At 58.4% G+C, this 25811-nt stretch carries 16 protein-coding genes; 7 read left to right on the top strand and 9 right to left on the bottom strand.

Annotated features, from left to right (window positions below; genetic code table 11):
- Positions 1-5: 5 nt before the first annotated feature.
- Positions 6-5192 carry a SpaA isopeptide-forming pilin-related protein gene (locus ACKXF9_RS09570; protein ID WP_418266027.1) on the bottom strand — a complete coding sequence of 1729 codons (5187 nt, stop codon included), beginning with the start codon at positions 5190-5192 and terminating at the stop codon, positions 6-8.
- Between the two features lie 211 nt (positions 5193-5403).
- Positions 5404-6399: a Na/Pi cotransporter family protein gene (locus ACKXF9_RS09565; RefSeq protein WP_418266026.1), complete on the bottom strand. Its 996-nt coding sequence runs from the start codon at positions 6397-6399 to the stop codon at positions 5404-5406.
- A gap of 202 nt (positions 6400-6601) precedes the next feature.
- Here ACKXF9_RS09565 and ACKXF9_RS09560 point away from each other — a divergent pair, with 202 nt between their 5' ends.
- The 3 genes from ACKXF9_RS09560 to ACKXF9_RS09550 are packed head-to-tail and all read left to right on the top strand — an operon-like array spanning position 6602 to position 11224.
- Positions 6602-7108 carry a MarR family winged helix-turn-helix transcriptional regulator gene (locus ACKXF9_RS09560; protein WP_418266025.1) on the top strand — a complete coding sequence of 169 codons (507 nt, stop codon included), beginning with the start codon at positions 6602-6604 and terminating at the stop codon, positions 7106-7108.
- Positions 7105-9411 (top strand): ABC transporter ATP-binding protein, encoded by a 2307-nt coding sequence (locus tag ACKXF9_RS09555; RefSeq protein ID WP_418266024.1) that lies wholly within the window; start codon positions 7105-7107, stop codon positions 9409-9411. Before ACKXF9_RS09560 ends, ACKXF9_RS09555 begins: the two co-directional genes overlap by 4 nt.
- Before the next feature lies 1 nt (position 9412).
- On the top strand, positions 9413-11224 hold the full coding sequence (locus tag ACKXF9_RS09550; RefSeq protein WP_418266023.1) for an ABC transporter ATP-binding protein: 1812 nt from the start codon (positions 9413-9415) through the stop codon (positions 11222-11224).
- A 226-nt stretch (positions 11225-11450) separates the two neighbouring features.
- Here the strand turns inward: ACKXF9_RS09550 and ACKXF9_RS09545 are convergent, their stop codons facing one another.
- On the bottom strand, positions 11451-12374 hold the full coding sequence (locus ACKXF9_RS09545) for a LysR family transcriptional regulator (protein WP_418266022.1): 924 nt from the start codon (positions 12372-12374) through the stop codon (positions 11451-11453).
- Positions 12375-12546: 172 nt separating this feature from the next.
- Here ACKXF9_RS09545 and ACKXF9_RS09540 point away from each other — a divergent pair, with 172 nt between their 5' ends.
- From ACKXF9_RS09540 to ACKXF9_RS09525, 4 genes are all read left to right on the top strand, one after another.
- Complete coding sequence (locus ACKXF9_RS09540) at positions 12547-14577, top strand: FAD-binding protein (protein WP_418266021.1); 2031 nt, start codon at positions 12547-12549, stop codon at positions 14575-14577.
- A 202-nt stretch (positions 14578-14779) separates the two neighbouring features.
- The gene (locus ACKXF9_RS09535; RefSeq protein ID WP_348583419.1) at positions 14780-15700 is read left to right on the top strand and encodes a MoxR family ATPase; all 921 of its coding nucleotides are present in this window, start codon (positions 14780-14782) and stop codon (positions 15698-15700) included.
- On the top strand, positions 15700-17454 hold the full coding sequence (locus tag ACKXF9_RS09530) for a hypothetical protein (protein WP_418266020.1): 1755 nt from the start codon (positions 15700-15702) through the stop codon (positions 17452-17454). The genes ACKXF9_RS09535 and ACKXF9_RS09530 overlap by 1 nt, the downstream gene beginning before the upstream one ends.
- A gap of 299 nt (positions 17455-17753) precedes the next feature.
- Positions 17754-18515, top strand: coding sequence for a hypothetical protein (locus ACKXF9_RS09525; protein WP_418266019.1), 762 nt, complete (start codon positions 17754-17756; stop codon positions 18513-18515).
- 83 nt (positions 18516-18598) lie between these two features.
- Here ACKXF9_RS09525 and ACKXF9_RS09520 read toward each other — a convergent pair whose 3' ends face one another.
- The 6 genes from ACKXF9_RS09520 to ACKXF9_RS09495 all read right to left on the bottom strand — a co-directional run bounded on the left by ACKXF9_RS09520 (position 18599) and on the right by ACKXF9_RS09495 (position 25762).
- A complete protein-coding gene (locus ACKXF9_RS09520; protein ID WP_418266018.1) occupies positions 18599-19882 on the bottom strand; it encodes an amidohydrolase family protein in 1284 nt (427 codons plus the stop codon).
- A gap of 136 nt (positions 19883-20018) precedes the next feature.
- Entirely contained in the window at positions 20019-21011 is a 993-nt protein-coding gene (locus ACKXF9_RS09515) for a substrate-binding domain-containing protein (RefSeq protein ID WP_418266017.1), read from the bottom strand.
- A 71-nt stretch (positions 21012-21082) separates the two neighbouring features.
- Positions 21083-21832: an amino acid ABC transporter ATP-binding protein gene (locus ACKXF9_RS09510; protein WP_418266016.1), complete on the bottom strand. Its 750-nt coding sequence runs from the start codon at positions 21830-21832 to the stop codon at positions 21083-21085.
- A 6-nt stretch (positions 21833-21838) separates the two neighbouring features.
- Entirely contained in the window at positions 21839-22513 is a 675-nt protein-coding gene (locus tag ACKXF9_RS09505; RefSeq protein ID WP_418266015.1) for an amino acid ABC transporter permease, read from the bottom strand.
- The gene (locus tag ACKXF9_RS09500) at positions 22494-23153 is read right to left on the bottom strand and encodes an amino acid ABC transporter permease (protein ID WP_418266014.1); all 660 of its coding nucleotides are present in this window, start codon (positions 23151-23153) and stop codon (positions 22494-22496) included. The genes ACKXF9_RS09505 and ACKXF9_RS09500 overlap by 20 nt, the downstream gene beginning before the upstream one ends.
- Positions 23154-23596: 443 nt before the next feature.
- On the bottom strand, positions 23597-25762 hold the full coding sequence (locus tag ACKXF9_RS09495; RefSeq protein WP_418266013.1) for an S-layer homology domain-containing protein: 2166 nt from the start codon (positions 25760-25762) through the stop codon (positions 23597-23599).
- Positions 25763-25811 lie beyond the last annotated feature (49 nt).

Genomic DNA, 25811 nt, shown 5'->3' with positions numbered 1-25811 from the left:
GCTGCTCACTCCCCTTTCTCTTCGTGTTTTTTGCGTTTGGCCAGCAGCAGGGCCGCACCCACGGTCAGCATACCGCCCACCGCCGCAAAGGGCACCGTGCCCATGCCGCCGGTAGAGGGCAGCTCGTAGCCGCTGTAGACTTTGTTGGTGATGAAGATCTTGCCGGTCTGGATGCCGTTGTTGTTGTTGATCTCCGTGACCCAGTTGCCGGTAGTCACTTCTTTTACAAAGTAGCAGTACTTGTGGCCCTTTCCATCTGTTGCCGGGATCTGATTTTTGTCGGTCCATGTATACGACCAGCCGTTATCCTTATTCAGCTCCTGTGTATTCACGAGCTCCACGTTATCTGCCGGCTGGCCTTCCGTATAACGGTACAGCTGCACCTGAATGGACTTCACCGGAATATCTGCCAGTGGTTTACCGTCCGCTGCACTCAGCCAGTATTTTTGGACAGTGAGCCGATTGTAGGTATTCTTGACCGTCAGCTGTGTGGTATTGGTCGAGCATCCGAAGGTCACATTATCCGCCGTCACGGTCTGGCCGTTGTCTGTGATTAGAGTATCGCCCAGAGCATTTTGGAAGGCTTCCTTTGCATTGGCACCCTTCTCATAGAAGAACAGATACTTCGGCGTGCTGTCCAGATTATAGTTTGTCGGGGCCTTCGTCTCAGTCAGGCGGTAAAGCACATTCGGCGACAGCGTCTGTTTCGCACTTGTAATGCTGAAGGTCAGCTCGCCGTTTGCATCGGTCGTGTCAGACAAAAATTCTTCAAACTCACCCGAGTTCTTATTGTAGCGTTCGATCGTAAACTCCGCGCCCGGCAGGAACTTGCTGGTTTCCGCATCCATTTTGTGGATGACCAGCTGGCCGCGGCTGATCTGCATGCCGCTCTCGTTCGTTTTAAAATCTACGTTCTCCTTTGGACTGTACGCAACACCCTCCAGCTGAACCGTGTTGCTCAGCTTGGGATCACTCCAGTTACCGGGGTCGAATTCAATGTCATACTGCAGCAGCAGCGCAACTCCGTTCGGGACGGTCATGTGCAGCCAGCAACCGGGTTCGGGGTCGTGGATATGATAGAGTCCTTCATCTACCTGCGTCAGGTTCGATACATCCACATTACGCTCGTAGCGGTACAGCCGGACGTTGTGGCCGTAGAAGCTGCTGCCGCGTATGATTTCTGCCTTATCCCGCAGTTCCAGTGTTCCGGAGTTTCCCAGCATCTGCGCTGCCGGGTTGATGATGACAGTATAGGTGACATTGTTCGTCAATTTACCATTTTTGTCCTTCAGCTGTTTGCCGGTCTTTATCAGCGGAACAATATCCTTGTGCACCGTGGTCTTGATGGCGACCGGAGGCTTATTGCCCCATTTTGCTTCGTTGGTGTAGGTGACATCCGATGTGAGCAGGTCCTTCCAGCGGGAGTCATTCTTAAAGCTGACCTCATACAGAAGTTCAATGACGTGTTGTTTTCCGTCGTGGCAGTCTTTCACCTCTACAGTCAGCTTATTATTTTCATAACTAGCGTGCCATCGCGCACCAGCAGACCAATCGTACCACTCGTTGTCCACGCAGAGCTTGAGCTTATCGCGGCTCACAGTCAACTCGGTTTCCTCCGGCAGGGTATCCTCGATAAGAATTTTGCCATCTTTCGTGTAGTCTGTTTCCGTTCCCGTTGTCACCAACTTGATGCGGTACAGCAGCTTTTGATTCTGGACCTGATCATAGCTCACAGTGGTGTTGCCGGTAATGTAATTATCCCGCTTGCCATCGATGGCCACCGATTTTTCAAAGACACTGCTGCGATAAACATCCTCAGCCGAATCGGTCGCCTTTGTGCTGTCGTCCTGCGTGATCTTTGCGCTGTTGGTGAAAGTCCAATCCTCACCATCCGGCTTATCACTGCGCTCTTCATGCGTGGGCACATCCTTCAGCACCATCTGGCGCACAGCAATGGAGCTACCGTTTTCCACTTTCTTCACTGCAACGGTAAAGCTCAGCACGTGGGTGGTTCTATCGTTTGCATCAACCTGCTGACCGGATGCATCCAAATAGGTGATGGTCAGGTATTTTTTCGCCTGCTCATAGTTCAGTGTACTATTGCTGCCTGTCAGATACAGCGTCAGGCCATCTTCAATCGCTTTCTGCAGCTCCGAAGCAATGGCATAGTGCCTGTCGCTGTCATCGGTGGTATTCCCGATGGTATCGGTCAGCTCAAAACGGTCGGCACCGGTCGCATTCGCTGCGCTCAGGTTCCAGTAGGCAATGTCGTTTTCCGTGCGGTTGTGGGTCTTGGTCAGTGTCCAGACGCCCTGCTGAATGGGAACCGTATCAGAAGCCTTGATGTCATCAACGGACGCTGTATTCTCAACGCTACTTGTTCCGGTCGGTACAGTGGTCTTGTAGGTAATGGTAAAGCGGTAGGCGGTCCCTGCGTTCTTGTCCAGCGTTGAGAGCTGAACGCCACCATTCATAGCCTCCGGCTTCATCGTTACGTATGTCGTCTTCTCTCCCTCGATTTTGACGTTGATATCACCGGACAGCTTGATATTCTCCGGCAGAACATCCTGAAATTTATAGTCCTTCAGGAAATTCGTGGAGCCATCCAGCGGTGCATGAACTACGACTGTCCATTCGATCAGGCCATCTGCATTCGGCTTGCCTTCCTTTTTGATGATATCGCAGAAATACGTGATCTGCTTTTGGCCAGAGGAGACTTCCTCCACCTTATCGGTTTTCGCCGTAGCCTCGTTATACATTATGCTCGGCTTATTATTTTTGCACATAGCCTTCAGGTCTTCGTCCGCCGCCTTTGTGGCGTAGTACAGGATGTACTTTTCACCCTCCTTCAGCTCCGGAAGCGCCGCAAAGCTCAACTCGCTGCCACCTTTAGAAACAGTATACCGGTATGGTTCGGTTTCAACCGAAAGCTCAGTTTGGGTACCGTTCGCATTTTGCTTGAACAGCCTGATGGGGATATCCGTGGTATTATGCTTTCCCGGGAAGCCGGTTATTTTGTCGCTAAGCTTCACCGTGCCGCCGGAACCGTTCTCGGTAGATACCGTAACCCTCCAATAGGCATAGTAGCAGCTGTTTTCGTTGCTCCACCAGCTGCTGCCCTTGTCCTTGTAGTTCGCGAGTTCCTTTTTGACGGACAGATCCGGCAGCTCCGGTTCTTTTGGGGTAACTTGCAGCTCCATATGGTCTCCAAAGATGATCTTGCCGTCCGTGGTCGTGGCGAGGTCCGCTTTGGCTTTGAAGGTCAGTACTCCGTCAAAGGCTGCGCCGCTGCCGATCCCAGCAAAGTTCATCGTGACCTTGCCGTCAGTGTCGATGCTATAAGTGCCCATCGATGCACCGGTTTCTGCATCTTTGATCACGTCATTGTCGATCTTCTTATCCAGTTTCAATCCGCCCGGCAGCTGATAGGTCATCGTGCCGCTTTCCGATGGGAAAGCACCTTTTGGCAGATTGAATTTCACCACGAGCTTGATGGAATCGCCATCCTTCACCGTTTCACCAGCGGAGATGTCTATCCATTGCTTATTGCTTCCCGTTCCGATCTCCTTCTGGAATGTTACGCTGGTGATATGTTTATCCAGCGACTGCACCGTTTCTGCCGCTGTGCTGACATCATCTGCGGCTTCATCGGACAGCAATGCCACCGCATACGGAGAGACCCGCGATACGGGCCCAGTTGCCCAGATCACAAGAGAGGTCTCCTCGTCCCCTGCCGGTTCCACGCCGTCAGGTTCCTCTCTTTCACCATCTTCCTGTGCCTTATCAGCTGCGGCCAGATCGATCACATCCGTGATCTCGTCCGCACGCAGGGACACCTCGGCCACCTTGCCGTCCACGTCGCCGGAGATCACGGTCAGGGTGCCGGTATCCGCGTCCACATCCGACACGATGCCCACGGTCTCGGTGCTGACGGTGCGCTCCTCGGTCTGGGGCTCAGCGGCGGCAGGCTCCAGCGAAAGCAGGGCAATGTCCGCATCGGCGGAATCATCCATGATCTGCGGCGCGTCCTCTTCCACTGCCACCGTCTCGGTGGTGATGTTGTTGTAGAACACGATATCGCCGGGCACAAGCTCGGCCTCTGCCGCCGCCTTCAGCCACTCGGACCCGCGCAGGTCGCTGCGCAGGGCCTGCACACCGGCGCGCTGCGGCACCGTGGTCTGCGGCACATCCGCGTAGTTCAGGCAGTAGGACAGGAACATCACATCCCACGCACCGTAGGCGTTGCCATACCATGCACCGTAACGGGTGTAGTGGCGCACGGTGGTCTGGTCCTCATCGTCCAGCTGGAAGTTGCGCTCGCTCTGCTGGTAGCCCAGCTGGCTTTTTGCCACAGCGGTCAGGTCGTCGGCCCACGCACCGGTGAGCACAACATTCGTCTTTGCGCTCCATGTCTCCTCGTCCTCCACATCCGCCAGCGGGTCGGACAGGCAGTTCACGGTGTGGTGGTGCTCCGGCAGGCCGCAGACCAGCACTTCCTCATAGCAGGCGTCGGTGTGGTGGTGCACCGGGGTGTCCAGACTACTGTCGTCCACAACGGGCTGAAGGGCCACGGCATCGTCAAACACCGCAGAGGCTTCCTCATCCACCGGCACATAGTCCGGGTTGGGCTCCTCCACAAGTTCGCCCTCTTCCAGACCGCACACCAGCTCATATTCAATGGTATAGCAGCTGTCGTCGTGGGTGTGCTCGAACAGGTCACAGATCAGGCTGCCATCCTCGGGGTCAAAGCAGTCGTCGGTGTGCACATGCTCTTCCTCGTGGCAGGTCAGCGTTTTCACTTCCTGATAGCAGTCGTCCGTGTGCTGGTGGGGCACAAAAATGTACTCCGGCTCCGGCTCTGCCGAATAGGCGGCAATGTCGGCATCGCTCTGCTCCACGCCGTAATCCGCATCAGGGAATGCGCTGTCGTCCGGCTTTGTGGCGTTCCAGTCCTCCGGTTCGCCCTCCTCATAGCCGCACACCAGCACCTTCTCGTAGCACTCGGCGGTGTGCTGGTGCTCGATCTCGCCGCACTGGTAGTCTGCCGTCTGGGCAATGCCCACACTGTGCAGCTGCCAGTTGACGAACAGGCTGGTGAGCAGCGCCAATGCCAGCAGCAGTGCCATATACCGCCGCGCTGCCTTGTGTTCCCTGCGGAACTGCTGCATCAGTGCCGTTGTGATATCCTTCATGTTTTTCATCCTCACTATACTAAAAACAGCGTATTTTCGTCGTTTGCAAAACCGCCAAATCCACGCCCTATTTTTATACTCCTATAACCTATCCAGTGTACCACATCCTTGGCCGGAAATCAACTTTAAAATGCACGTTATTTGGCTTGAGCGCTGGATTTTTGGCAGGTTAGCCGTGTCAGACCCCCGTAGGCGGGATGTGCCGGATTTCTCAGCTATTTCGGGCTTTGGGCGGGCGGTCCGGCACAAGGCGGCAGACCAGACGCACCATCAGCGGGGTCAGCGGCAGCCACACCGCTGTGCAGATGAGGTTGAACAGCGTATGCGCGTTGGCGATCTGCCGGGCAATGACTTCCAGCTCCGGCCCTTTGGGCGAGATCATTGCCACCAGACCCGCATACCACGGCAGCAGGGCACAGAACGCCGCCGCACCGGTCAGGTTGAACAGAGCGTGGGCCGCCGCCGCCCGTTTTGTGTCCCGGCTCTGCCCGATGGATGCCAGCAGCGCCGTGACCATGGTGCCGATGTTATCCCCCAGCAGCACCGGCAGTGCCCCTGCAAGGCCCAGCAGACTGCCGCCCTGCGGCCCGGGCCGGGCCGCAACGCTCTGAAGCACCGCAATGGTGGCAGAGCTGCTCTGCACCGTCAGGGTCATGCAGAGGCCTGTCAGCAGGCCCAGCCACGGATGATGCCGTACCCGTGCCAGCCAGAGCGCAAACACCGGGCTCTGTGCCAGCGGGGCCAGCGCCGTGCTCATACCGGCAATGCCCTCGAACAGCAGGCCAAAGGCGAACACCGCCCGGCCAACGGCCCGGGCCTTCTGCCCTGCACAGGCAAAACAGAGCAGAAGCCCGGCCAGCAGCACAAGACCGCGCACATCTTCCAGCCGGAAGGCCAGCAGCTGTGCGGTAACGGTGGTTCCGATGTTGCAGCCAAAGATCACCGGGACCGCCTGCTGCAGGGTCAGCAGGCCCGCACTTACAAAGCCCAGCACCATCACCGTGACTGCCGAGCTGCTTTGCAGCACTGCCGTGACCGCTGCCCCCGCCAGCACGCCCCGCACCGGGCTGCCTGCCAACACCATCAGCAGCCGCTTCATTCGCTGTCCCGCCGCTGTTTCCAGACTGCGGCTGAGAGCATCCATGCCATACAAAAACAATGCCAGCCCGCCAAAAAGCGCAAAGATTCCTTTCAGCCCCTGTTCCAATGCCGCCGCCCCTCCCGCAGAAACGTTTCTTATTCTATTTATGCAGCTGCCGGGCGGTTCAGGCTTTCTGCCTCCCTTCCCTTTTTGTGAACTTTTTTAAAATTATCCCAAACCGCCCTTGCATTCTGGGTGCCGGAGGAATATTATTGTCAGGCGTTAATAGTTAACAGCTGTTAAGTATTTTGCAATGAGGAGAGATAGAATGTTGAACGAGACCGAAGCCGCAGCGAGCTTTCACGGCCTGTGCCATTTTTTCGGACGGCTGAGCAAGGCGTCCCAGGCCGGCATGAAGGCGGCTCTGCGGGGCTGTCCCAAGTGCCACTTTCCCATGCTGGAGGGTCTGGCTCACACGATCAGCACCCGCGGGCAGGACGGAGCGGTGTATGTTTCCGATTTTGCCCGGGAGGCACACCAGCCGCTGCCGGCCATCAGCCGCAGCCTGCGCCAGTTGGAACAGGACGGCCTTGTTCTGCGCGAAGCGGACCCGGCTGACCGGCGCAAAACGCTGGTGCGCATCACGCCGGAGGGCTACGCCGCCTGCGCCCGGTGTGAAGATGCCCTCAGCGATTATTTTGCCTGCGTGATGGCCCGGCTGACACCGGAGCAGGTGCAGCAGATGAACGTTTTGCGCGGCGCACTGATGGATGCCATCCTTGCGGAAAACGCTTCCCGTGAAGCAAAAAACAACGAAGGGAGAACCGAACCATGACGAAAATTTTCAAGCAGCTGGCCCGGCACTGGGCCGTCTGTCTTGTGGTGTTCGCGCTGCTGTTCGTGCAGGCGTACTGCGATCTTTCGCTGCCGGACTACACCAGCAAGATCGTGGACACCGGCATCCAGCAGGGCGGCATTGAAAGCCCCCTGCCGGAAACGATACGCCAGAGCACGCTGGACGCCCTCACGCTTTTGATGAGCGAAGAGGACGCCGATGCGCTCCAGAACGCCTACGGGTATTATCTTCAGGACGACGGCGTGCTGAAGCTGCGCACCGACCTGACCGACAACGAGCGCGCCGCGCTGGAGGATGCCGTCACCACGCCGGACATCGTGCTGTATATGGCAGCTGCGCAGGCAGCGAACGCCCCCGCCGGGCAGAACAGCATGGGTATGACCGGCCTTGCCGACATGCAGGCGGCATCCTCTGAGAGCACCACCACGGATACCGAGACCGTCACCCCCACTGCCGAGGATCTGGACACCGTGTGCGCCCAATTTGCCGCCATGAGCCAGATGCCCGGTTTCACCCGCGAAGCCGTCCAGCAGCAGCTGGCCGGTGCGTTTGCCAGCTTGGATGATACCCTGATGGAGAACCTCAAAAGTCAGTCCGTGCTGCTGGTGCAGCTGGAATACGAGGCACAGGGCGTTGCCCACGATGTGCAGATGCGCTACCTTTACCGCGTAGGCGGCCAGATGCTGGGCCTCACCCTGCTGATGGCGGCCGTGTCCATTGCTGTGGGCTTCCTCGCCTCCCGCGTGTCCGCCGCCATTGGCCGTGACCTGCGCCGAGAGACCTTTGCCAGTGTCATCGGGTTCTCCAATGCAGAGATCGAGAATTTCTCCACCGCATCCCTCATCACCCGCACCACCAACGACATCCAGCAGGTGCAGTTCGTCTGCGTCATGCTGCTGCGCATGGTGGCCTATGCGCCCATTCTGGGCATTGGCGGCGTGCTGCATGTGCTGAACAGCAGCACCGGCCTTTCCTGGATCATTGTGCTGGACGTGGCCGTTCTGCTGCTGCTCATCCTCTTCCTGATGAACATTGCCATGCCGAAATTCAAGATCATGCAGAAGCTGGTGGACCGGCTGAACCTTGTCAGCCGCGAGATCTTGACCGGCATCATGCCGGTGCGCGCGTTCAGCCGCGAACGGTTTGAGGAGGAGCGCTTCGACAAGGCCAACAAAGACCTGATGAGCACCCAGCTGTTCACCAACCGTGCCATGGTGGCCATGATGCCCTTTATGACCCTCATCATGAACGGCACCAGCCTGCTCATCGTCTGGTTCGGCGGCAAGGCCATGGACACCGGCACCATGCAGGTGGGCGAGATGATCGCGTTCATCACCTACACCATGCAGATCGTCATGTCCTTCCTGATGCTGGCCATGGTGGCCGTCATGCTGCCCCGCGCCGGTGTGGCTGCGGAGCGCATCGATGAGGTGATCTGCACCAGGGCCACCATCAACGACCCGGACGAAGCTGCTGCAAAGCCCGCGCAGGAGCACGAAAACTGGCAGGGTGAGGTAGAGTTCCACGATGTGAGCTTCCGCTTCCCGGGTGCGGACAGCGATGCGCTGGAGCACATCAGCTTTACTGCAAAGCCCGGCGAGACCACCGCTATCATCGGCTCCACAGGCTGCGGCAAATCCACCCTGCTCAACCTCATCCCCCGCTTCTATGATGTGACAGGCGGCAGTGTGACCGTGGATGGCATCGATGTGCGCAATATGCCGCAGGCACAGCTGCACGACCTGCTGGGCTATGTGCCCCAGAAAGGTGTGCTATTCAGCGGCACCATCGGCTCGAACCTGAAGTTCGGCGGGGAGCACATCACCGATGCCGACGTGAAAAAGGCCGCTGCCATTGCGCAGGCCACCGAGTTCATCGATGCAAAACCGCAGGGCTACGAAAGTCCTATCGCACAGGGCGGCTCCAATGTGTCCGGTGGCCAGAAGCAGCGCCTTTCCATCGCCCGTGCCATTGCGAAAAAGCCAAAGATCTACCTGTTCGACGACAGCTTCTCTGCCCTCGACTTCAAGACCGATGTAGCCCTGCGCCGTGCGCTGAAAGCTGAGACCGGCGACTCCACTGTGATCATCGTAGCACAGCGCATTTCCACCGTACTGCATGCAAACCAGATCCTGGTGCTGGACGAGGGCCGTCTGGTGGGCAAGGGCACCCATGCCCAGCTGATGGTCACCTGCCCGGAGTATCAGGAGATCGCACGCAGCCAGCTGAGCCAGAAGGAGCTGGCTCTGGATACTTTGAATACGGAAAAGGAGGGTGAGTGATATGCCAAGACCCGGACGCATGACGACCGAACGCGCCAAGGACTTCAAGGGCACCCTGCTGCAGCTTGTGCGCACCCTTGGCCGCTACCGCCTTTCGCTCGTTACCGCCATTGTATTTGCCATTCTTTCTACCATCTTCAACATTGCAGGCCCCAAGGTGCTGGCAAAAGCCACCACGGCCCTTGCTACCGGCTGGGTCGCCAAGCTGCGCGGCACTGGCAGCATTGACTTTGTGTATATCGGCCGCATTCTGCTGTTCTTGCTGGGCATGTACCTGCTGAGCAGCGCATTCAGCTTTATTCAGGGCTGGCTGATGACCGGTCTTTCGCAGAAGGTGTGCTACGACTTCCGCCGTCAGATCAGCGAAAAGATCAACCGCCTGCCCCTTGCCTATTTTGAAAAGCGCACCGTGGGCGAGGTGCTGTCCCGCATCACCAACGATGTGGACACGCTGGGCCAGAGCCTGAACCAGAGCATCACCCAGCTCATCACCAGCGTGACCACCATGATCGGCGTGCTGGTCATGATGCTGTCCATCAGCCCGAAGATGACCCTGATCGCCCTGCTGATCCTGCCCGTCTCGCTGGTGCTTGTGCTCATCGTAGTTCGGTTCAGCCAGAAATACTTCAAGTCCCAGCAGGCCATTCTGGGCGTCGTGAACGGTCAGGTAGAAGAAGTCTACTCCGGCCACAACGTGGTCAAAGCCTTCAACCGTGAGGCCGTGGTGCTGAATGACTTCAACGCCGCCAACGACAAGCTGTATGAATCTGCGTGGAAAAGCCAGTTCCTCTCCGGCCTGATGATGCCCATTATGAACTTTGTGGGCAATCTGGGTTATGTGGCCGTAGCCATTGTAGGCAGCATTTTTGCGGCAAACGGCGTCATTACCATCGGCGACATTCAGGCCTTCATCCAGTACGTCAAGAACTTCACCCAGCCCATCCAGCAGCTTTCTCAGGTGTCCAACATGCTGCAGAGCATGGCCGCTGCCGCTGAGCGGGTGTTCGAGTTTTTGAACGAGCCGGAAGAGGACCAGCAGGCAGACCCGGCCCGCCGCGCGGACCCTGCCTGCATCGACGGACAGGTGACATTCAGCCATGTCCGCTTCGGCTACACCCCGGACAAGACCGTCATCCACGATTTCAGTTGCAAGGTCAAGCCCGGCCAGAAGGTGGCCATCGTCGGCCCCACCGGCGCAGGCAAGACCACCATGGTCAAGCTGCTCATGCGCTTCTATGATGTAGATTCCGGTTCCATCACCCTGAATGGCCACGATGTGCGGGACTTTGACCGCAGCGCCCTGCGTGAGGGCTTCGGCATGGTGCTGCAGGACACATGGCTGTTCAAGGGCACCATCATGGAGAACATCCGCTATGGCCGACTGGATGCCACCGATGAAGAAGTGATCGCCGCCGCCAAGGCTGCCAACGCTGACCACTTTATCCGCACCCTGCCCGGCGGCTACCAGATGGAGCTGAACGAGGACGCTTCCAACGTAAGTCAGGGCCAGAAGCAGCTGCTCACCATCGCCCGCACCATTCTGGCAGATAACCGCATCCTGATCCTGGACGAGGCCACCAGCAGTGTGGATACCCGCACCGAGCAGCGCATCCAGACCGCCATGGACCGCCTGATGGAGGGCCGCACCAGCTTTGTCATCGCCCACCGTCTTTCCACCATCCGGGACGCCGACCTCATCCTTGTGATGCGAGATGGCGACATTGTGGAGCAGGGCACCCACGACCAGCTGATCGAAGCTGGCGGCTTCTACGCCGACCTGTACAACAGCCAGTTCGAGGACGTGGTGGAGTAAGCTGCCCGTCATCGCAGTATAAGCACAAAAATAGCACCTGCCGCCTTCCTTTCCGAGGGCAGCAGGTGCTATTACTTTTTTGTTTGCCGAACCCTCTCCGTCATCGCTGCGCGATGCCAGCTCCCCCGAGAGGGGGAGCTTTTCAGCAGTTACCGGTCAGCTGCAATATAGCTCTCCCTTCGGGAGAGCTGGCGCGAATGCGCCTGAGAGGGTTTCTGTTTTTTCTTTATTTCTCCACCGGTTCCAGCTTCAGGCCGAACAGCTTTTCCGAGAGGGACGGCAGCTGTTGCTGCAACGCGCGGACATAAGCCATTACCACCGGGTCCTCGCGCTTTTGCCCCAGCACGACTCCAAATCGGTGGCCTTTGTTCCAGTCCAGCACCCGCACAAAACTGAGGTCCGGTCTGCGGTAGTAGAAAGGCGGGATCATCTTGAGTGCCGGGTCGCCGTAGGCTGCACTGCGGATACCGCCCACCGGCGTAAACTCCACCCCTCGGTCCATTCCCTCCTGCAACAGTCTTGTTTCGTAGACAGTCTGGTACATCTCCTTGATGGGCAGCCAGCGGTATTGCAATGCCTGTTCCAAGGTCAGTCTGCCCACCGGCATATCAGCGGGTGGGTGGATGGGGATGCAAAGTTCCGGCATATAGAACAGCGGCACAAAGGTAAGCCCCTGCGCGTAGAACTCTGCACTTTCCAGCTGGAAGGAAAGATCCATCTCCCCTTTTTTCAGGCTGCGCCAGACCTCGCTGCGGTTGGCACACCACCCCAGAATAGGGGTATATTGCAGGCACAGGTCACTTGTCAGGGAAAACAGGTCGTACACGAACATCCGCATCGCCTCATGATATCCTGCGATGAGCAGATGCCTTTCCGGCGGTTTTTCCTGCTGCTGCACCGCGCGGGCATGGCGCACCGCCTGCTGATACAGAGCCACCAGCTGCTTTGCCTTGGGGTAAAAATCCCGCCCTGCCGGGGTCAGGATCACCCGGCGCGGTACATGCTGAAACAGTTCAAACTGCAGCTGTCCCTCCAGCGTGCGGATCTGCTGCGAAAGCGCTGACTGCGAAAGATACAGTGCCTCTGCTGCTGCCGAAAAGCTGTCCATCTCTACGATCTTCACAAATCCTTCCAGTGCACTCTGGTTCATCTGCGCATCCTCGCTTTCTTACATTAGGATTTCCTAAATTATAATATAACATAATTGAATTGTAAAGTGCGCCGCTCTACGATACAATTGTTAAAGATTCAGCAAAGTGGTTGTTACCTTGCTGCGCGATGAGAAGAAAAACAAGAAGAGAAAAGAGAAAGAGAGCGTACCTATGAACAAGATCTCCCGCAAGGGCTTTCTGAAGATCGCCGCTGCCGCCGCCATGAGCGGTGTCACCGCCGGCGCGCTGGCTGCCTGCAATTCCGCCTCCAGCTCCACTGCCTCCGGTGCTGCCGGTCAGTACATTCCCGGCACCTACGAGGGCACCGCCGAGGGCATCTCCTCCACCGTCAAGGTCACCATGACCTTCTCTGACAGCGCTGTCACCGACGTTGTGGTGGATACCTCCGGCGAGACCGCCTCTTTCGGTGCTGCCGCTGCCGATGAGCTGCGTGAGCAGCTGATGGCTGCCGGTTCTGCCGAGATCGACGGCGTTTCCGGCTCTACCATCACCTCCGACGCCGTGATGAAGGCTGCCAAGAGCTGCTACGCACAGGCAAAGGGTGAGGCCGTGGTGTCCAGCGTGCAGCTGCCCACAGGCGACGCAAACGACTGGCTGGGCAAAGAACCTGATATCGACGAGGCTGCCATCACCGAGACCGTGGACACCGACATTCTCATTGTGGGTGCAGGCAACGGCGGTATGTTTGCTGCCGCCTATGCTGCTGCCAACGGCCTGAACTTCCGCGTTATTGAGCAGAACGCCAACGTGCAGGACACCCGTCACTGGTACGGCGCTGTTGATTCTGCTGCCGCTAAGGAGGCTGGCGAACCCGCCACCGATAAGGCAAAGCTGCTGAGCGAGATCTCCCGCTACGCCTCCGGTAAGTGCGATCAGCGCGTTGTCAAGACCTGGATCAATGAGTCTGCCGCTATGCACGACTTCATGCGCAGCATTCTGGAAGATAAGTACGGCTGGGTGTGCGATTTCACCTCCGGCAGCGAGGCTGCATGGCCTGCAGAGAATGCCGAGCACAACACCGACTACCTCTACCCTGTGCAGGAGCACAACTACATGGCCAGCGAGAGCGAGTCCGGTCTGGCACGCAACGAGCTGCTGCTGCAGTACATTCAGGAGCTGGGCTACGATGTGGACTTCAAGACCAGTCTGGCCAAGCTGGAAAAGAACAGCGAGGGCCGCATTACCGGCATCATCGCCCAGAGCACCGAAGATGACCACTTTATCCGCTACAACGCCAACAAGGGCGTGCTGCTGGCCTGCGGCGGTTTCCCCGGCAACCCCTACATGATGGAGCAGCTGGACCCGCTGGGCACCAGCGTGACCACCGCCTGCTCCTACTCCCCCGCCGACAAGGGCTACGGCATCCGCGCTGCTGTATGGGCCGGTGCCAATCTGGACAAGGAAGCCGCTCCCATGCTGTTTGACCGCGGCGTTGTCGCCCCCGGCGTGGATGGCGGCTATGTGGATAGCGACTCCGCCTTTGGTGGCAAGGCCTTCCCCGGCAAGATCCGCCAGTACAACCCCGGTACCCAGCCCTTCCTGAAGGTGAACCGCAACGGCGAGCGCTTTGCCAACGAGAGCTGCCCCTACAACGATATCGTCTACGCTGCTGCCCACCAGCCGGGCCGCGTCTACGCACAGATCTGCGATGCCAACATTCTAGAAGACGCAAAGCGTTTCCACACCATCGGCTGCTCTGCCCAGACCCGCAACGGCGGCGAGAAGTACATTCAGGGTAAGATGGACGAAGCTATCGAGGCCGGAGCATTGTTCAAGTGCGATACGCTGGACGAGCTGGCAGACAAGATGGGCTTTACCGGTGCTGCCAAGGACACCTTCCTTGCTACCGTGGAGCGTTACAATGAGCTGTACGACAAGCAGAACGACGAGGATTTCGGCAAGCCCGCTTACCGCTTGAGTGCCATCCGCACTGCGCCCTTCTACGGCTGCTGGCTGGGTGCCTCTCTGCTGACCACCGAGCAGGGCATTGCCATCAACGAAAAGGGTCAGGCGCTGGACAACAACAACCAGCCCATGGAGGGCCTGTACATCACCGGTGATATGTCCGGCAGCTTCTTTGCCAACAACTATCCCTGCCTGATGGCTGGTGTGGCCATGGGCCGCACCCTGACCTTCGCCATGAAGGCTGTCAAGCAGATGGCGGGTCTGGATAACGCCTGATCCAGCGCGGTTTTCCGGCACAACTTAAGCGTTTTTCCATTTCTTCTTTCTTCATGAAGAGAGGCGGTCCCTGTTTGGGGGCCGCCTCTCTTTGCCATTTTTTCGCCACGTGCCCCCTACACAAATCCCCACGATTGTGCTATGATAAAGCTGAACAGCCGGTTTGTGCCAGACAACCGGCAAAATCGAGGTGTTTGTACAAATGTCTGATCTCCTTGAAACTCTGCGGCAGGAAGGGGTAGACCCCGCCCTGCTGGAAGCAGTCCAACAGTACCGCGCTGCCCATGCCCTGCCGGACGCACTGCGCCCGCGCATTCCTTCCCCTGCCTTTACCTACTACGGCAAACAGGTGTGGGAGCAGGCGCTGGCGGCGCTGCTCTGCGGCGAAAACCTGCTGCTGGCAGGCGGAAAAGCCACCGGCAAAAACGTGTTGGCGGAAAACCTTGCCGCCGCCTTTGGCCGTCCTGCGTGGGACATCTCCTTCCATGTGAACATGGATGCGGCGTCCCTCATCGGCATGGATACTTTTGCGGACGGTCAGGTGGTGTTCCGGCCCGGCCCGGTATACCGCTGCGCCCAGTGCGGCGGCTTTGGTGTGCTGGACGAGATCAACATGGCCAAAAACGAAGCGCTGGCCGTGCTGCACGCGGTGCTGGACTTCCGCCGTGCCATCGATGTGCCCGGCTACGACCGCATCCCGCTGGCGGAGGAGACCCGCTTTATTGCCACCATGAACTACGGTTATGCCGGCACCCGTGAGCTGAACGAGGCCCTCACCTCCCGTTTCGTGGTCATCCAGATGCCCACCATTACGCAGGACGATCTGGAAAAGCTGCTACGGACGCAGTTCCCCGATCTTGCTTCCAAGTATGTGCGCCAGTTTGCACTGCTGTTCCTTGACCTGCAGAAAAAGTGCGACAGTGCGGAAATTTCCACCAAGGCGCTGGACCTGCGCGGCATGCTGGATGCCCTGCGGCTGATCCGGCGCGGCATCACGGCAGGCGCGGCACTGGATATGGGCATCACCAACAAAGCCTTTGACTCCTACGAGCAGAGCCTGATCCGTGATGTGATCGCGGCGCGCATTCCGGCCAAGCTGGATGCCGCCAAGCTCTTTGGCTGATGGACGCCCAGAGCTACACCGCTCAGGAGCGGCGTGCGGCCAATCAGGTCTGGGCTGCTGCAGGAGCCTATGGCTTTGAGCCGTTGTTTCTGGCCCGCTATACCGACGGCACCACTGATTTTTACATGAACACGGTCGTGGGCCTCATCCACAAATATTACGGTGACGTGCTGATCCGCAGCATCTTTGACGCATGGGACAGTGATCTGCGGCAGACGATGCTGGACGACATGACATGGCTGTATCTGGAAAATGCAGCCTATCGGCTGGAGCTGCCCCGCCGCCCGGTGCTGGAAGCACTGCGCCATGCCCATGCAGATTATTTCTTTGCCATCCAGTACAAGCTCTCCCGTCAGGAGTGGATGGCAAAAAATCAGCTGGTCTACACCATGCAGGCCGCACGCTGGCGGCGTGTACTGGGCCGCACCGACCCGGTGATGACCCCTTACGAGTCCGGCCTTGCCGCCGCGCTGGCCCCGGAGCATGTGCCGGAGCCGGAACAGCTGAAAGCTGAAATTTTATCGATCTACGCAAAATTCAACCTGTTCGACGGTACTGTGCACCAGAAAGCAGCTTTGCATCTGCATCTGGACGGCCTGCTGGCAAAGCTTGCCACCAAAGCCATGCCCACCCAGATGATCAAAACGGACCGCGTGACCGTGGAGCACTCAAGCTCCGTGGATGCTGCGGGCGGCGGACTGGCGGTGGACAAGCGCAGGGCCCACATCACCCTGAAGCAGGATGCCGCGCAGGACAGAGCCTACATCGAAAGCTGCTTCGGCCGCTCCCTCTACCCGCCGGAACGGCTGCGCAAGGCTGAGCAGGAGCTTTGCGTGGGCGACCACCTGGGATGCCATTTGTGGTTCAGCGCCGGTGTGCCAAGCCCGGAGCAGGCCCCCACCCCGGAGGCAAAACATCTGGCTGAGCAGGCCGAACTTCAGGCTGACCGCAATCGCGCCTACTACGCTAAGAACCGGGAACTGCACCGCAGCGTCGTGCTACGGCTCACCGAACAGATCCGCAACTGCATTCTGGTGCATCAGCAGCCCAACGCCCGTGTGGCCCGCAGCGGAAACCTGAATGCCGGACGCATCTGGCGGGCCCCGCTTTTGAACGATGACCGGGTATTTTTATGCGCCGAGGAGGAAAACCAGCCTTCCTTCACGGTGGATCTTCTGCTGGATGCGTCTGCGTCCCGCCTGCACTGTCAGGAGGTCATTGCGGCGCAGGGTTCCATTCTGGCCCAGAGCCTTGCAGCCTGCGGGATCCCGGTGCGGGTGTCCAGCTTCAGCAGCCTGCGGGGCTACACTGTGCTGCGTGTGCTCAAGGGCTTTGCGGACAAAAACCTGCAGAACATCAACCGTTATTTCGCTTCCGGCTGGAACCGTGACGGCCTTGCCCTGCGGGCCGCAGGCGACCTTTTGCAGTATGCGCCCGGCCCTGCGCCGCGGCACCTGCTCATCGTACTGACGGATGCTTCGCCCAACGACAGCCGCCGCATCCCGCCCAGCCCGGAAAAACCGCTGGGCTGCGGTTACGAGGACGCCGCCGGTGTGGCCGACACTGCCGCGCAGGTGCGTGCGCTGCAGCGCATGGGCATCCGGGTGTCTGCCGTGTTCATGGGCGAGGATAGCTCTGCCGGTGCCGCTGCACAGATCTACGGCAAAAATATGGCACGCATCCGCGGCATGGACCAGCTGGCTCGTGCTGCCGGGCGGCTGATCCAGAACGAGATCCGGGAACTGGGCGACTGAAATAAGAGTTTTATAAGAGCAACGGCCTGCAGACGAGAGAGTTTTCTCCGTCTGCAGGCCTTTTTAATACAACTGCACCACAACCGTGTTTCGTCCGGGTTTTGCTCACCCTGCTGCATCCTGCAAATTCTTTTAATTTTCGATAAACTTATAGTTGTTTTTCGTTGTGAAATATGCTATGCTAGGTTCACAAGATAAAACAATCCTGCGTAAGCCGCCCCGTGCACAGGGCTGTCTGCTGCAGAACCCGCCTGTTATACAACGAACCGCTGTATCAGTTTTTCAGGGAGGAACTCACGATGGACGCCAGCCGTTATTTTACCGCAATGCACAACGCCATGTCTGCCCAGCACCCCCGTGCGCAGCTTCTTTTAACGGTAAAGCTGCAGGATACCTGCGGCAACGATGCCTGTCTGGAGCTCAAGCAGCTGCCCGGTGAGAACACCTCCATCCTGTGCTACTCCACCATGGGGCGCCGCTGCCTGAACTTCCAGCTGTTCCGCAAGGGCTGGCAGCTGTGCCACAATGCTGATGGGCAGCTGGTAGGCCGCTTCCCTTCCAGTGCAGACGGCCTGATCGACGAGACCGATTTTCGCGCCTACTGCCGGGAAGACCGGCTGGATCTGGCACGCACCCAGCGCATCCTGTCTGAGCTGCGCGCCCTTGCAGGAGCCGATCATCAGGGCAGCATCCCGCAGAACGCCCGCACCGGTGCCGTTGTTACCGTGGAGAGTTTTGTAGGGGCCGGTGCCCGCTGGACCTACTGGAGTCAGGGCCCTGCACCCAGTCAGCCGCTGAGCGCCATCCTCTACTGGCTGGCAGATTTTCTGGCCGGAAGCGAGCGCCGCGCCTTGCAGGCAGACCCGCAGGCCGCGCACCTTGCGGCCCAGTGGCTGGCCAGCGATACCGCCGTATTCTTCCATCCGTCTGTGCCGCTGACTGCCATGGGCCCTGCCGCTTCCGGCACAGCCACAGTTATCAGCCGCAGCCGTTCGGCTCACACTTCCCCCGCCCGGAACAAAAGCTGGCAGAGCATTCTGGCTGTGATGGCAAGCATATGAATCCTCCGCTGCAAAGCAAGGGGCTGCCGCACGTCATCTGGTGCAGCAGCCCCTTGCTGTTCTTTTGATCTCTTTCCGCAGTTTTATGCCAGATACGGGTCCAGCAGGGCATCGACCGTTTTATTGCGCTTGGGATTCGGCTTTTTGACCACATGGCCCCGGCACACCACCAGCTCCAGATGCTGCAGCGCACGCAGGTCTTTCAGCGGATCGTGCTTCGTCACAATAAAGTCTGCGCTCTTGCCCGGCTCAATGGAACCGGTCACATCTCCTACTCCGGCCAGCTGTGCGTTGCGCAGGGTCGCCGTGTAGAGGGCGAACCGATTGCTCACACCGCAATACTTATGGAAATACCACAGCTCCCTCCAGAAATCATACTGGGTGATGTAGGGGCAGCCCACGTCATTGCCCAAGCCCACCGGGATGCCGTTGGCAAGCGCGGTCTTTGCGCTTTCCACCACGCCGTCAAACACGATCTTTCCGTTGTACTGATCCTTTTCCGAGGCACCGGAAACCGCTGTATCGAACAGCGCATAGGGCAGCGCCGGGGAGATGGTCGTGCACAGGAAGGCTCCCCGCTCCTTATACAGGCGGACCGTCTCATCGTCCATCTTTGCACCGTGCTCGATGGAATCCACACCATTTTCCAGCGCCACCTTTACGCCCTCCGGCGATTCGGTGTGTGCTGCTACGGTGTAGCCCAGCCTGTGGGCTTCGTCGCAGACGGCTTTGACCATCTCCGGCTTCATTTTCAGCTCTCCGGGCGTTCCCTTTTCCGTGGCATCCAGCACACCGCCGGTGATCATCAGCTTGACAAGATCCACCTTCTGGCCGCTGGCCTTTCTGAGCTGAGCCAGCGCTTCGGCATTGTTATGGGCCGCAACTGCCACCGAGCCCGCCATGTGTCCCCCGGGCACCGAAATGCCTTCGTTGGCGGCAAGAATGCGCGGTGCCAGCAGTCTGCCTGCAGCGGCATCGTCCCGGCAGCGAGTGTCAAAATCCGCAATGCCGCCCACGGTACGGATGGTAGTCACGCCACCCAGCAGTTCCAGCTTCGCGTAGCTGCACACCAGCCTGTAGGCCACCGCACGGGTCAGGCCATTGCTCAGAATTTTACGCACCAGCGCAGCATTGTCCCGCGGCTTTGCGCTGGGCTTGCCGTTGCCCGCCAGATGCACATGCAGATTGACCAGACCCGGCATGATGTAGCTGCCGTGCAGATCGATGACCTCATAGCCATCCAGATCCATGCCCTCATCGGCAATGGCAGTGATCTTATCATCCTCGGTCAGCAGGATTTTGTGCGCTACCGGCTGCATCTGCTCGGTGCCATCCAGCAGGATCCCGTTCGTATAGGCACGTTTCATTGGGAACATCCTCTCTTTTTCAGGTTTTTCGGACAGGAGTTGTTTTGTTCCAGTATAGCACGTTCCGGCAGATGGTGCAATGCAAAAACGGGCAGGAAAGGTTCAGCCCTCTCCTGCCCGTTCGGTGTTTTTTTATTTACTGTGCGGCTGCGCTGGAAGCCACTTCGGAAGCAGCAGCCTCAGAAGATGCGGCTTCCGAAGAAGCAGCTTCGCTGGATGCGGCATCTGCGCCGCCAGTCACACCGCCCTCAACGACCAGCTCATCCTCATAGTCAAGGCCGTAGGTATCCACCAGAGTCTCCTCATAGTCCTTGTGGAAGAAGTTCTCTTCGCCCAGAGCCTTGATCTCCTCGTTCAGCCAATCCAGAACGGTGGTGTTGCCCTGGCTCACAGCGGGAGCAATGGTGTCCTGACTGCCCAGAGAGGGAATGCCGACCGTGTAACCGGGGTTCTGCTTTGCAAATGCAATGACCTCGGTGTTGTCGTTGGCCCATGCCACGCCGTTGCCGTTCTCCAGTGCATTCTTGGCCGTTGCATAGGAATCGTACTTCTGCAGCGGAATGTCGGGGTACTCCTTGGTCAGGTAGGTCTCGGCAGTGGTGCCGGAAATGACGATCATCTGATCGTCAGCGCTCCAGTTGTCCAGAGTGGTGATCACATTGCTGTCCGGAGAAATAACGCCCAGTGCAACGTTCATGTAAGGCAGAGCGAAGTCCACTTCCTCTGCGCGCTCGGGGGTCACGGTGAAGTTTGCCAGGATCACATCCACCTTGCCGGTCTGCAGATACTCGATACGGTTGGCAGCCTCGGTAGAAACAAAGTTGATCTCTACGCCCAGATCCTCGCCCAGACGGCGGGCAAAGTAGACATCATAGCCCTGATACTCGCCGTTCTCATCCACGTAGCCGAACGGGTTCTTATCGGAGAAAACACCGATATTGATGGTGCCGGACTCCTTGATCTGATCCAGCGTGCGGTAGACCACGCTGCTGCCGGATGCTGCGCTGCCAGACGCTGCAGTTGCGGTAGAAGCAGAAGAAGAGCCGCCGCATGCGGTCAGAACGGCAGCAGCGGACACTGCGCCCAGACCCAGCAGGAAGGAACGACGAGAAATTTTAGACTGTTTCATAGTGGATTCTCCTTTACAAAATCTTTCCCATTGGCTGCGAAACACCCGCAGTCTTTATCTTGATCTGTGACTCATTTCACAGCATCAAACGTGAATGTGCGCAGGAAGCGCTGCGCGCGCTCGGTCTTGGGCCGTTCAAAGAACTCGGCCGGTGCAGCCTCTTCCACGATCTTGCCGCCATCCAGGAAGATGACACGGTTGGCAATGGCGCGGGCAAACTGCATTTCGTGGGTGACGATGATCATGGTTTTGCCCTGCTTGGCAAGGTCCAGCATAACGTCCAGCACCTCACGCACCATTTCCGGGTCAAGGGCAGCGGTCACTTCATCAAACAGAAGGATCTCCGGGTGCATACACAGTGCGCGCACGATGGCAACGCGCTGCTTCTGTCCGCCGGAAAGCTCACGCGGGTAGCTGTTTTTCTTAGCAAGCAGGCCCACGCGGTCCAGCAGGGCCTCGGCCTCCTGCTGCACCTCTGCTTTGGGGCGCTTCTGCACCTTGGTGGGGGCCAGCAGGACATTGTCCAGCACCGTCATGTGCGGGAACAGCTCGTAGCTCTGGAACACCATGCCGATCCGCTGGCGCAGCTGGGTGAGATTTTTGCCGCCGTAGGCAACGGTCTCACTGCCCAGACGCACACGGCCGCTCTGGGTGGGCTCCAGACCGTTCAGGCAGCGCAGCAGCGTGCTTTTGCCGCAGCCCGAGGGGCCGACCACCACGATGACCTCACCGGGCTTGACGGCAAAGCTGATATCGTCCAGCACCGGAGTCTCGCCGTAGGCTTTGATCAAATGTTCAACGGTCAAAATAGGTTCTGCCATACACGGTCACTTCCATTTCTTTTCCAGATAGCTTGCCAGCAGGCTGATGGGCCAGCATGCAAGGAAATATAGCACAAAAACTGTGAGATAGATGCCGAAGGCTGCATTGGGGCTGGCGGTGCGGTTGGCCTCAATGATCTGCTGGGCCACCTTGATCACCTCTACCACACCGATCATCAGCACCAGACTGGTGGTTTTGATCATACGGGTGATCAGGTTGATGGACAGCGGGATCAGGCGGCGCACCGTCTGCGGGATGACGATGTACCAGTAGGTCTGGATGCGGCTCATACCCAGCGCTTCAGCGCTCTCGTACTGGTGCTTCGGAATGGCGATCAGTGCACCGCGCACAAGGTCGCTCATTTCGGCAGTGCCCCACAGCACGAACACGATAATCGATGCCGTCTCGCCGGAAAGGTTCCACCCGAACGCGCGGGTGGTGCCAAAGTAGACGAGGAACAGCAGCACCATCTGCGGCATGATGCGGATAAATTCCAGATACAGCCGCAGGATTGCCTTGATGATGGGATTGCGGAAGGTCATCAGCACGCCCAGCAGAATGCCGAGCGGCAGGCTGATCAGCACGGATACCGCGCTGATCTTGAGAGCTACGCCAAGACCTCCCATCAGGCGGGCCATGTTTTTGCCCTTGAACAGGACGTCAAGACCCAAATCCAGCATAGCGCAGCCTCCTTTCGATCAGGCTGCCCACGATGGATACCGGCAGCAGGATGATGAGGTAGAACGCCACCAGCAGGAACAGGCATTCGATGGTCTTGGAATACATACCGATGAGATCCTTGGCCGTGAACATCAGGTCCATCAGGCTGATGGCGCTGAACACGCTGGTCTCCTTGAGCAGGAAGATCACGTTTGCCATGAAGGCCGGCATGCTTGTGGACATTGCCTGCGGCAGGATCACATATCGCATGGTCTGCAGACGATCCATGCCCAGACTGTAGGCGCTCTCGGTCTGGATGGGCTCGATGGCTTCCAGACCGCTGCGAAATGCTTCGGCCATATAGCTGCCGCCCAGAAACGCCAGACCTGCGATGCCGCAGATCTCGGCATTGGTCCGGATGCCCACCTTAGGCAGGCCATAGTAGATAAAGAACAGCTGCACCAGCAGCGGCGTGTTGCGGGACAACTGGATGTAAACACCCACGATCTGCCGCAGCACCGGCACCTTGTCGTATTGGATCACCGCGCACACAAGCCCGATGATGATGGCAAAAATGATGCCTGCAACGCCCAGCCGTACCGTCAGCACGGCTGCTTTCTGGTAGAGCGGCAAATATTGCTGGATCGCATTCCAGTCCATTGCCGGATTCCTCCCTTGTATCCTGATTTGCGGGTCAAAACAAAACGCCCGGAAGCTCCCTCTTCGAGTAAGCTCCCAGGCGGTCAGCGTCAGATCTCTCTGCGTGTTCCCACACAGAATTTGCAGATATGCTCACACGGCATACCATACTGCAGGGCGGCCGGTCCGGGAAGCGTTTGCGGTACAACAACACATTGCGCAACAACACATCATAGCCGTTTCCTCCCTGAATGATCTCAATTTTCGGATTTGCTCGACCCGATGCATGTAGTTTACACCCCATTACCTATTATGTCAATATGATTATGGGGCTTCTTTCGATTCTTTGCTCAATCAGCCTAAAATGATATCATCACGTGCGTAAATTTTATTCATTTTTCGGCTTGACCGTATGCGCTGTGCGGACAGCAAAAGCCCTCCCATCGGGGAGGGCCGGGCTGGATTCAGTTTTTCCTGACCGCGATCAGCACGCGGATCTTGCCGCCTGCCGCGCGCAGGCCGCCATCGTACCAGCCGATGAGGGTGTACTCCTCACCGTTCACCTGAGAAAGAGTGGTGGGATAGTAGGTGCCTTTATACCACAGATACACCTGCATCTCATCGGCAGTTTCGTACTTTTTGTTTCCGCTCATGACCGAGGCCGCACCCACCTTGTCAATGACTACGGGCAGCAGCTGCGTCATGGACTTGACCGTACCGGAGGTGCTGGTGCCAATGGCGATGCCGCCTGCCAGCACCGGATATTTGGTACTGGTCTTGTAGGTCGTCTGTTTGCCGTTCACGTAGCACACGTAATCTGCACCGCTTCCCAGATAGTTGAGCACGGTGCTCAGGCTGCCACTGGTATTGTTGGCGCCCAGTTTGAGCAGGTAGCTTGCCAGTTTATCAGTGCTGCCGGTCACGCTTTCCCACAGGCTGCTGCCAATGCTGCCGTCCACAAGGCCCCACAAAAGATCGCCGGTGCTGGGCAGCACGATATCCGCCACATCGCTGATGATCTGGGAATCATCTGTCGTGGTCGTGGTGGTGGTGCTGCTGTCGGTCGTGCCAGTGGTGCTGTCGTTCCCTGTGAGCTTTTTGATCGCCGTGCTGACCGTCATGCCGGAGGAGGTTGTTCCGCTGGTGGTGGTCGTGGTGTTGTTGATGAGGTTCTTCACATCATCCAGCACGCCATAGGTCCACAGATCACCGGTCACATCGTTCAGGATCAGGCGGTCGATCTGGCCGTTTTCGTTGGTGGTGTAGTAGCGCACATCGGCGTCAGAAAGTGTTACCCCCGATAGGCGGCTGGGACTTACCGTCCCAGCCACACCCTCCGATGTCGTATCCAGAATTTCTACGTCGTCTGCAAGGGCAGTGCCGCCCAGAGCAGTGCTGTCTGCATTGATGGTGCCGGAGGTGCTGGTTTTGGTGATGGTCTCCACCTGTTCACCCTCGGCGTTCACCGTGATCTTTACCATCCAGCCCGCCGGGTAATTCAGGCTTTTGTCCACATTCACGGTGCGGGTAACGCCGTCAGTGCACTTGACTGCCACCGCCTGCCGGACGTCCGCACCGTTTTCTTCCACAAGGTTGCGGGCAGCGGTCTGCACCACACCGTAGAATACTTCGTCCGCTTCATCGCCGGTCAGCACCGCAACGGTCTCGTTGTTCATGCCCAGCAGCAGGGTGACCACCTGCCCCACGCCGCCGCCGTTCAGGCTGGACAGCTGTGCCGCCGCCGAGGAGCTTGCAATGGTGTAGCTGGTGCCCGCCACGATAACAGAGGTGGGTGCGCTGGCGCTGGGCGACACCGCTGTGATCCGGCCTGCCGCCTTGCGGGTGTAGATCCACACCGTCTTTGCGCTGGCATTGTAATAGTATACGTCATAGGCGGAAAGCTGTGCCGAGGTGCTCACACTGCCATTGCGGTAGACGGCCTCCGGCACAAAGGGCAGGCTCTCACCCTCGGATGCCACAAAGGGGCCCTCCAGACTGCTGAGCAGGATGGAGGAAACATCCACCTGACCGTTCGTCACGGTGTAGCCCAGCGTGGTGCCGTACACACTGCCGTCTGCCGTATTTGCGGTAAGGGCATTGTACAGCAGCACTGCGCCCTCTTCCAGAGTCATGGTCTGGCCCTGCGTGCAGCCCAGATTGCTCCGCAGGCCGATGGCATTGGCCTTGTTCAGCTGTGCTGCCGGAAAACCGCCGGTCAGGGTGGTAATATCGTAGCCCAGCAGAGTCAGGGCGGCAGTGCAGGCTTCTTCCAGCGTGACGGTGTTATCCGGGCGGAAGGAACCGTCGGTGTAGCCGCTCATCCAGCCCTGCTGCACTGCAATGCGGATATAGGGCGCATAAGCGCTGCTACCGTTCACATCGGTATACAGGGTACCGATGCTGCCCTGCGTATTGGCGTTATCGTGGTAGGCAGAAAAGGCCACCAGCAGCTTTGCCAGCTGCCCGCGGGTGAGCGGCGTGCTCAGCCCGGCCGCTTCCTCGGTGGAGAAAGCGCCTAGCGTCACCGCCGTCTGCACCGCCGTGTTGGAGCCCGCTGCCGAAGCCGGCAGCACCAGCACGGACACGCCGATGCACACCGCCAGCAGCAGTGCGAGAAATCGTTTTTTCATAGTTGCCTCCTTAATTTTGGGCTCGCCCTTCGGGAGAGCTCCGGCATTG

The sequence above is a fragment of the Faecalibacterium sp. 9 genome (assembly GCF_048320955.1).
Taxonomy (GTDB): domain Bacteria; phylum Bacillota; class Clostridia; order Oscillospirales; family Ruminococcaceae; genus Faecalibacterium; species Faecalibacterium wellingii.
Note: the sequence above shows the minus strand (reverse complement) of the source record. Positions and strands in the feature narration are given on the sequence as shown.

Bases quoted from the DNA above. Each gene is read 5' to 3' on its own strand.
- ACKXF9_RS09570 (WP_418266027.1), bottom strand. From the start codon at position 5,192: ATGAAGGATATCACAACGGCACTGATGCAGCAGTTCCGCAGGGAACAC.
- ACKXF9_RS09560 (WP_418266025.1), top strand. From the start codon at position 6,602: ATGTTGAACGAGACCGAAGCCGCAGCGAGCTTTCACGGCCTGTGCCAT.
- ACKXF9_RS09555 (WP_418266024.1), top strand. From the start codon at position 7,105: ATGACGAAAATTTTCAAGCAGCTGGCCCGGCACTGGGCCGTCTGTCTT.
- ACKXF9_RS09550 (WP_418266023.1), top strand. From the start codon at position 9,413: ATGCCAAGACCCGGACGCATGACGACCGAACGCGCCAAGGACTTCAAG.
- ACKXF9_RS09545 (WP_418266022.1), bottom strand. From the start codon at position 12,374: ATGAACCAGAGTGCACTGGAAGGATTTGTGAAGATCGTAGAGATGGAC.
- ACKXF9_RS09540 (WP_418266021.1), top strand. From the start codon at position 12,547: ATGAACAAGATCTCCCGCAAGGGCTTTCTGAAGATCGCCGCTGCCGCC.
- ACKXF9_RS09535 (WP_348583419.1), top strand. From the start codon at position 14,780: ATGTCTGATCTCCTTGAAACTCTGCGGCAGGAAGGGGTAGACCCCGCC.
- ACKXF9_RS09530 (WP_418266020.1), top strand. From the start codon at position 15,700: ATGGACGCCCAGAGCTACACCGCTCAGGAGCGGCGTGCGGCCAATCAG.
- ACKXF9_RS09525 (WP_418266019.1), top strand. From the start codon at position 17,754: ATGGACGCCAGCCGTTATTTTACCGCAATGCACAACGCCATGTCTGCC.
- ACKXF9_RS09520 (WP_418266018.1), bottom strand. From the start codon at position 19,882: ATGAAACGTGCCTATACGAACGGGATCCTGCTGGATGGCACCGAGCAG.
- ACKXF9_RS09515 (WP_418266017.1), bottom strand. From the start codon at position 21,011: ATGAAACAGTCTAAAATTTCTCGTCGTTCCTTCCTGCTGGGTCTGGGC.
- ACKXF9_RS09510 (WP_418266016.1), bottom strand. From the start codon at position 21,832: ATGGCAGAACCTATTTTGACCGTTGAACATTTGATCAAAGCCTACGGC.
- ACKXF9_RS09505 (WP_418266015.1), bottom strand. From the start codon at position 22,513: ATGCTGGATTTGGGTCTTGACGTCCTGTTCAAGGGCAAAAACATGGCC.
- ACKXF9_RS09500 (WP_418266014.1), bottom strand. From the start codon at position 23,153: ATGGACTGGAATGCGATCCAGCAATATTTGCCGCTCTACCAGAAAGCA.
- ACKXF9_RS09495 (WP_418266013.1), bottom strand. From the start codon at position 25,762: ATGAAAAAACGATTTCTCGCACTGCTGCTGGCGGTGTGCATCGGCGTG.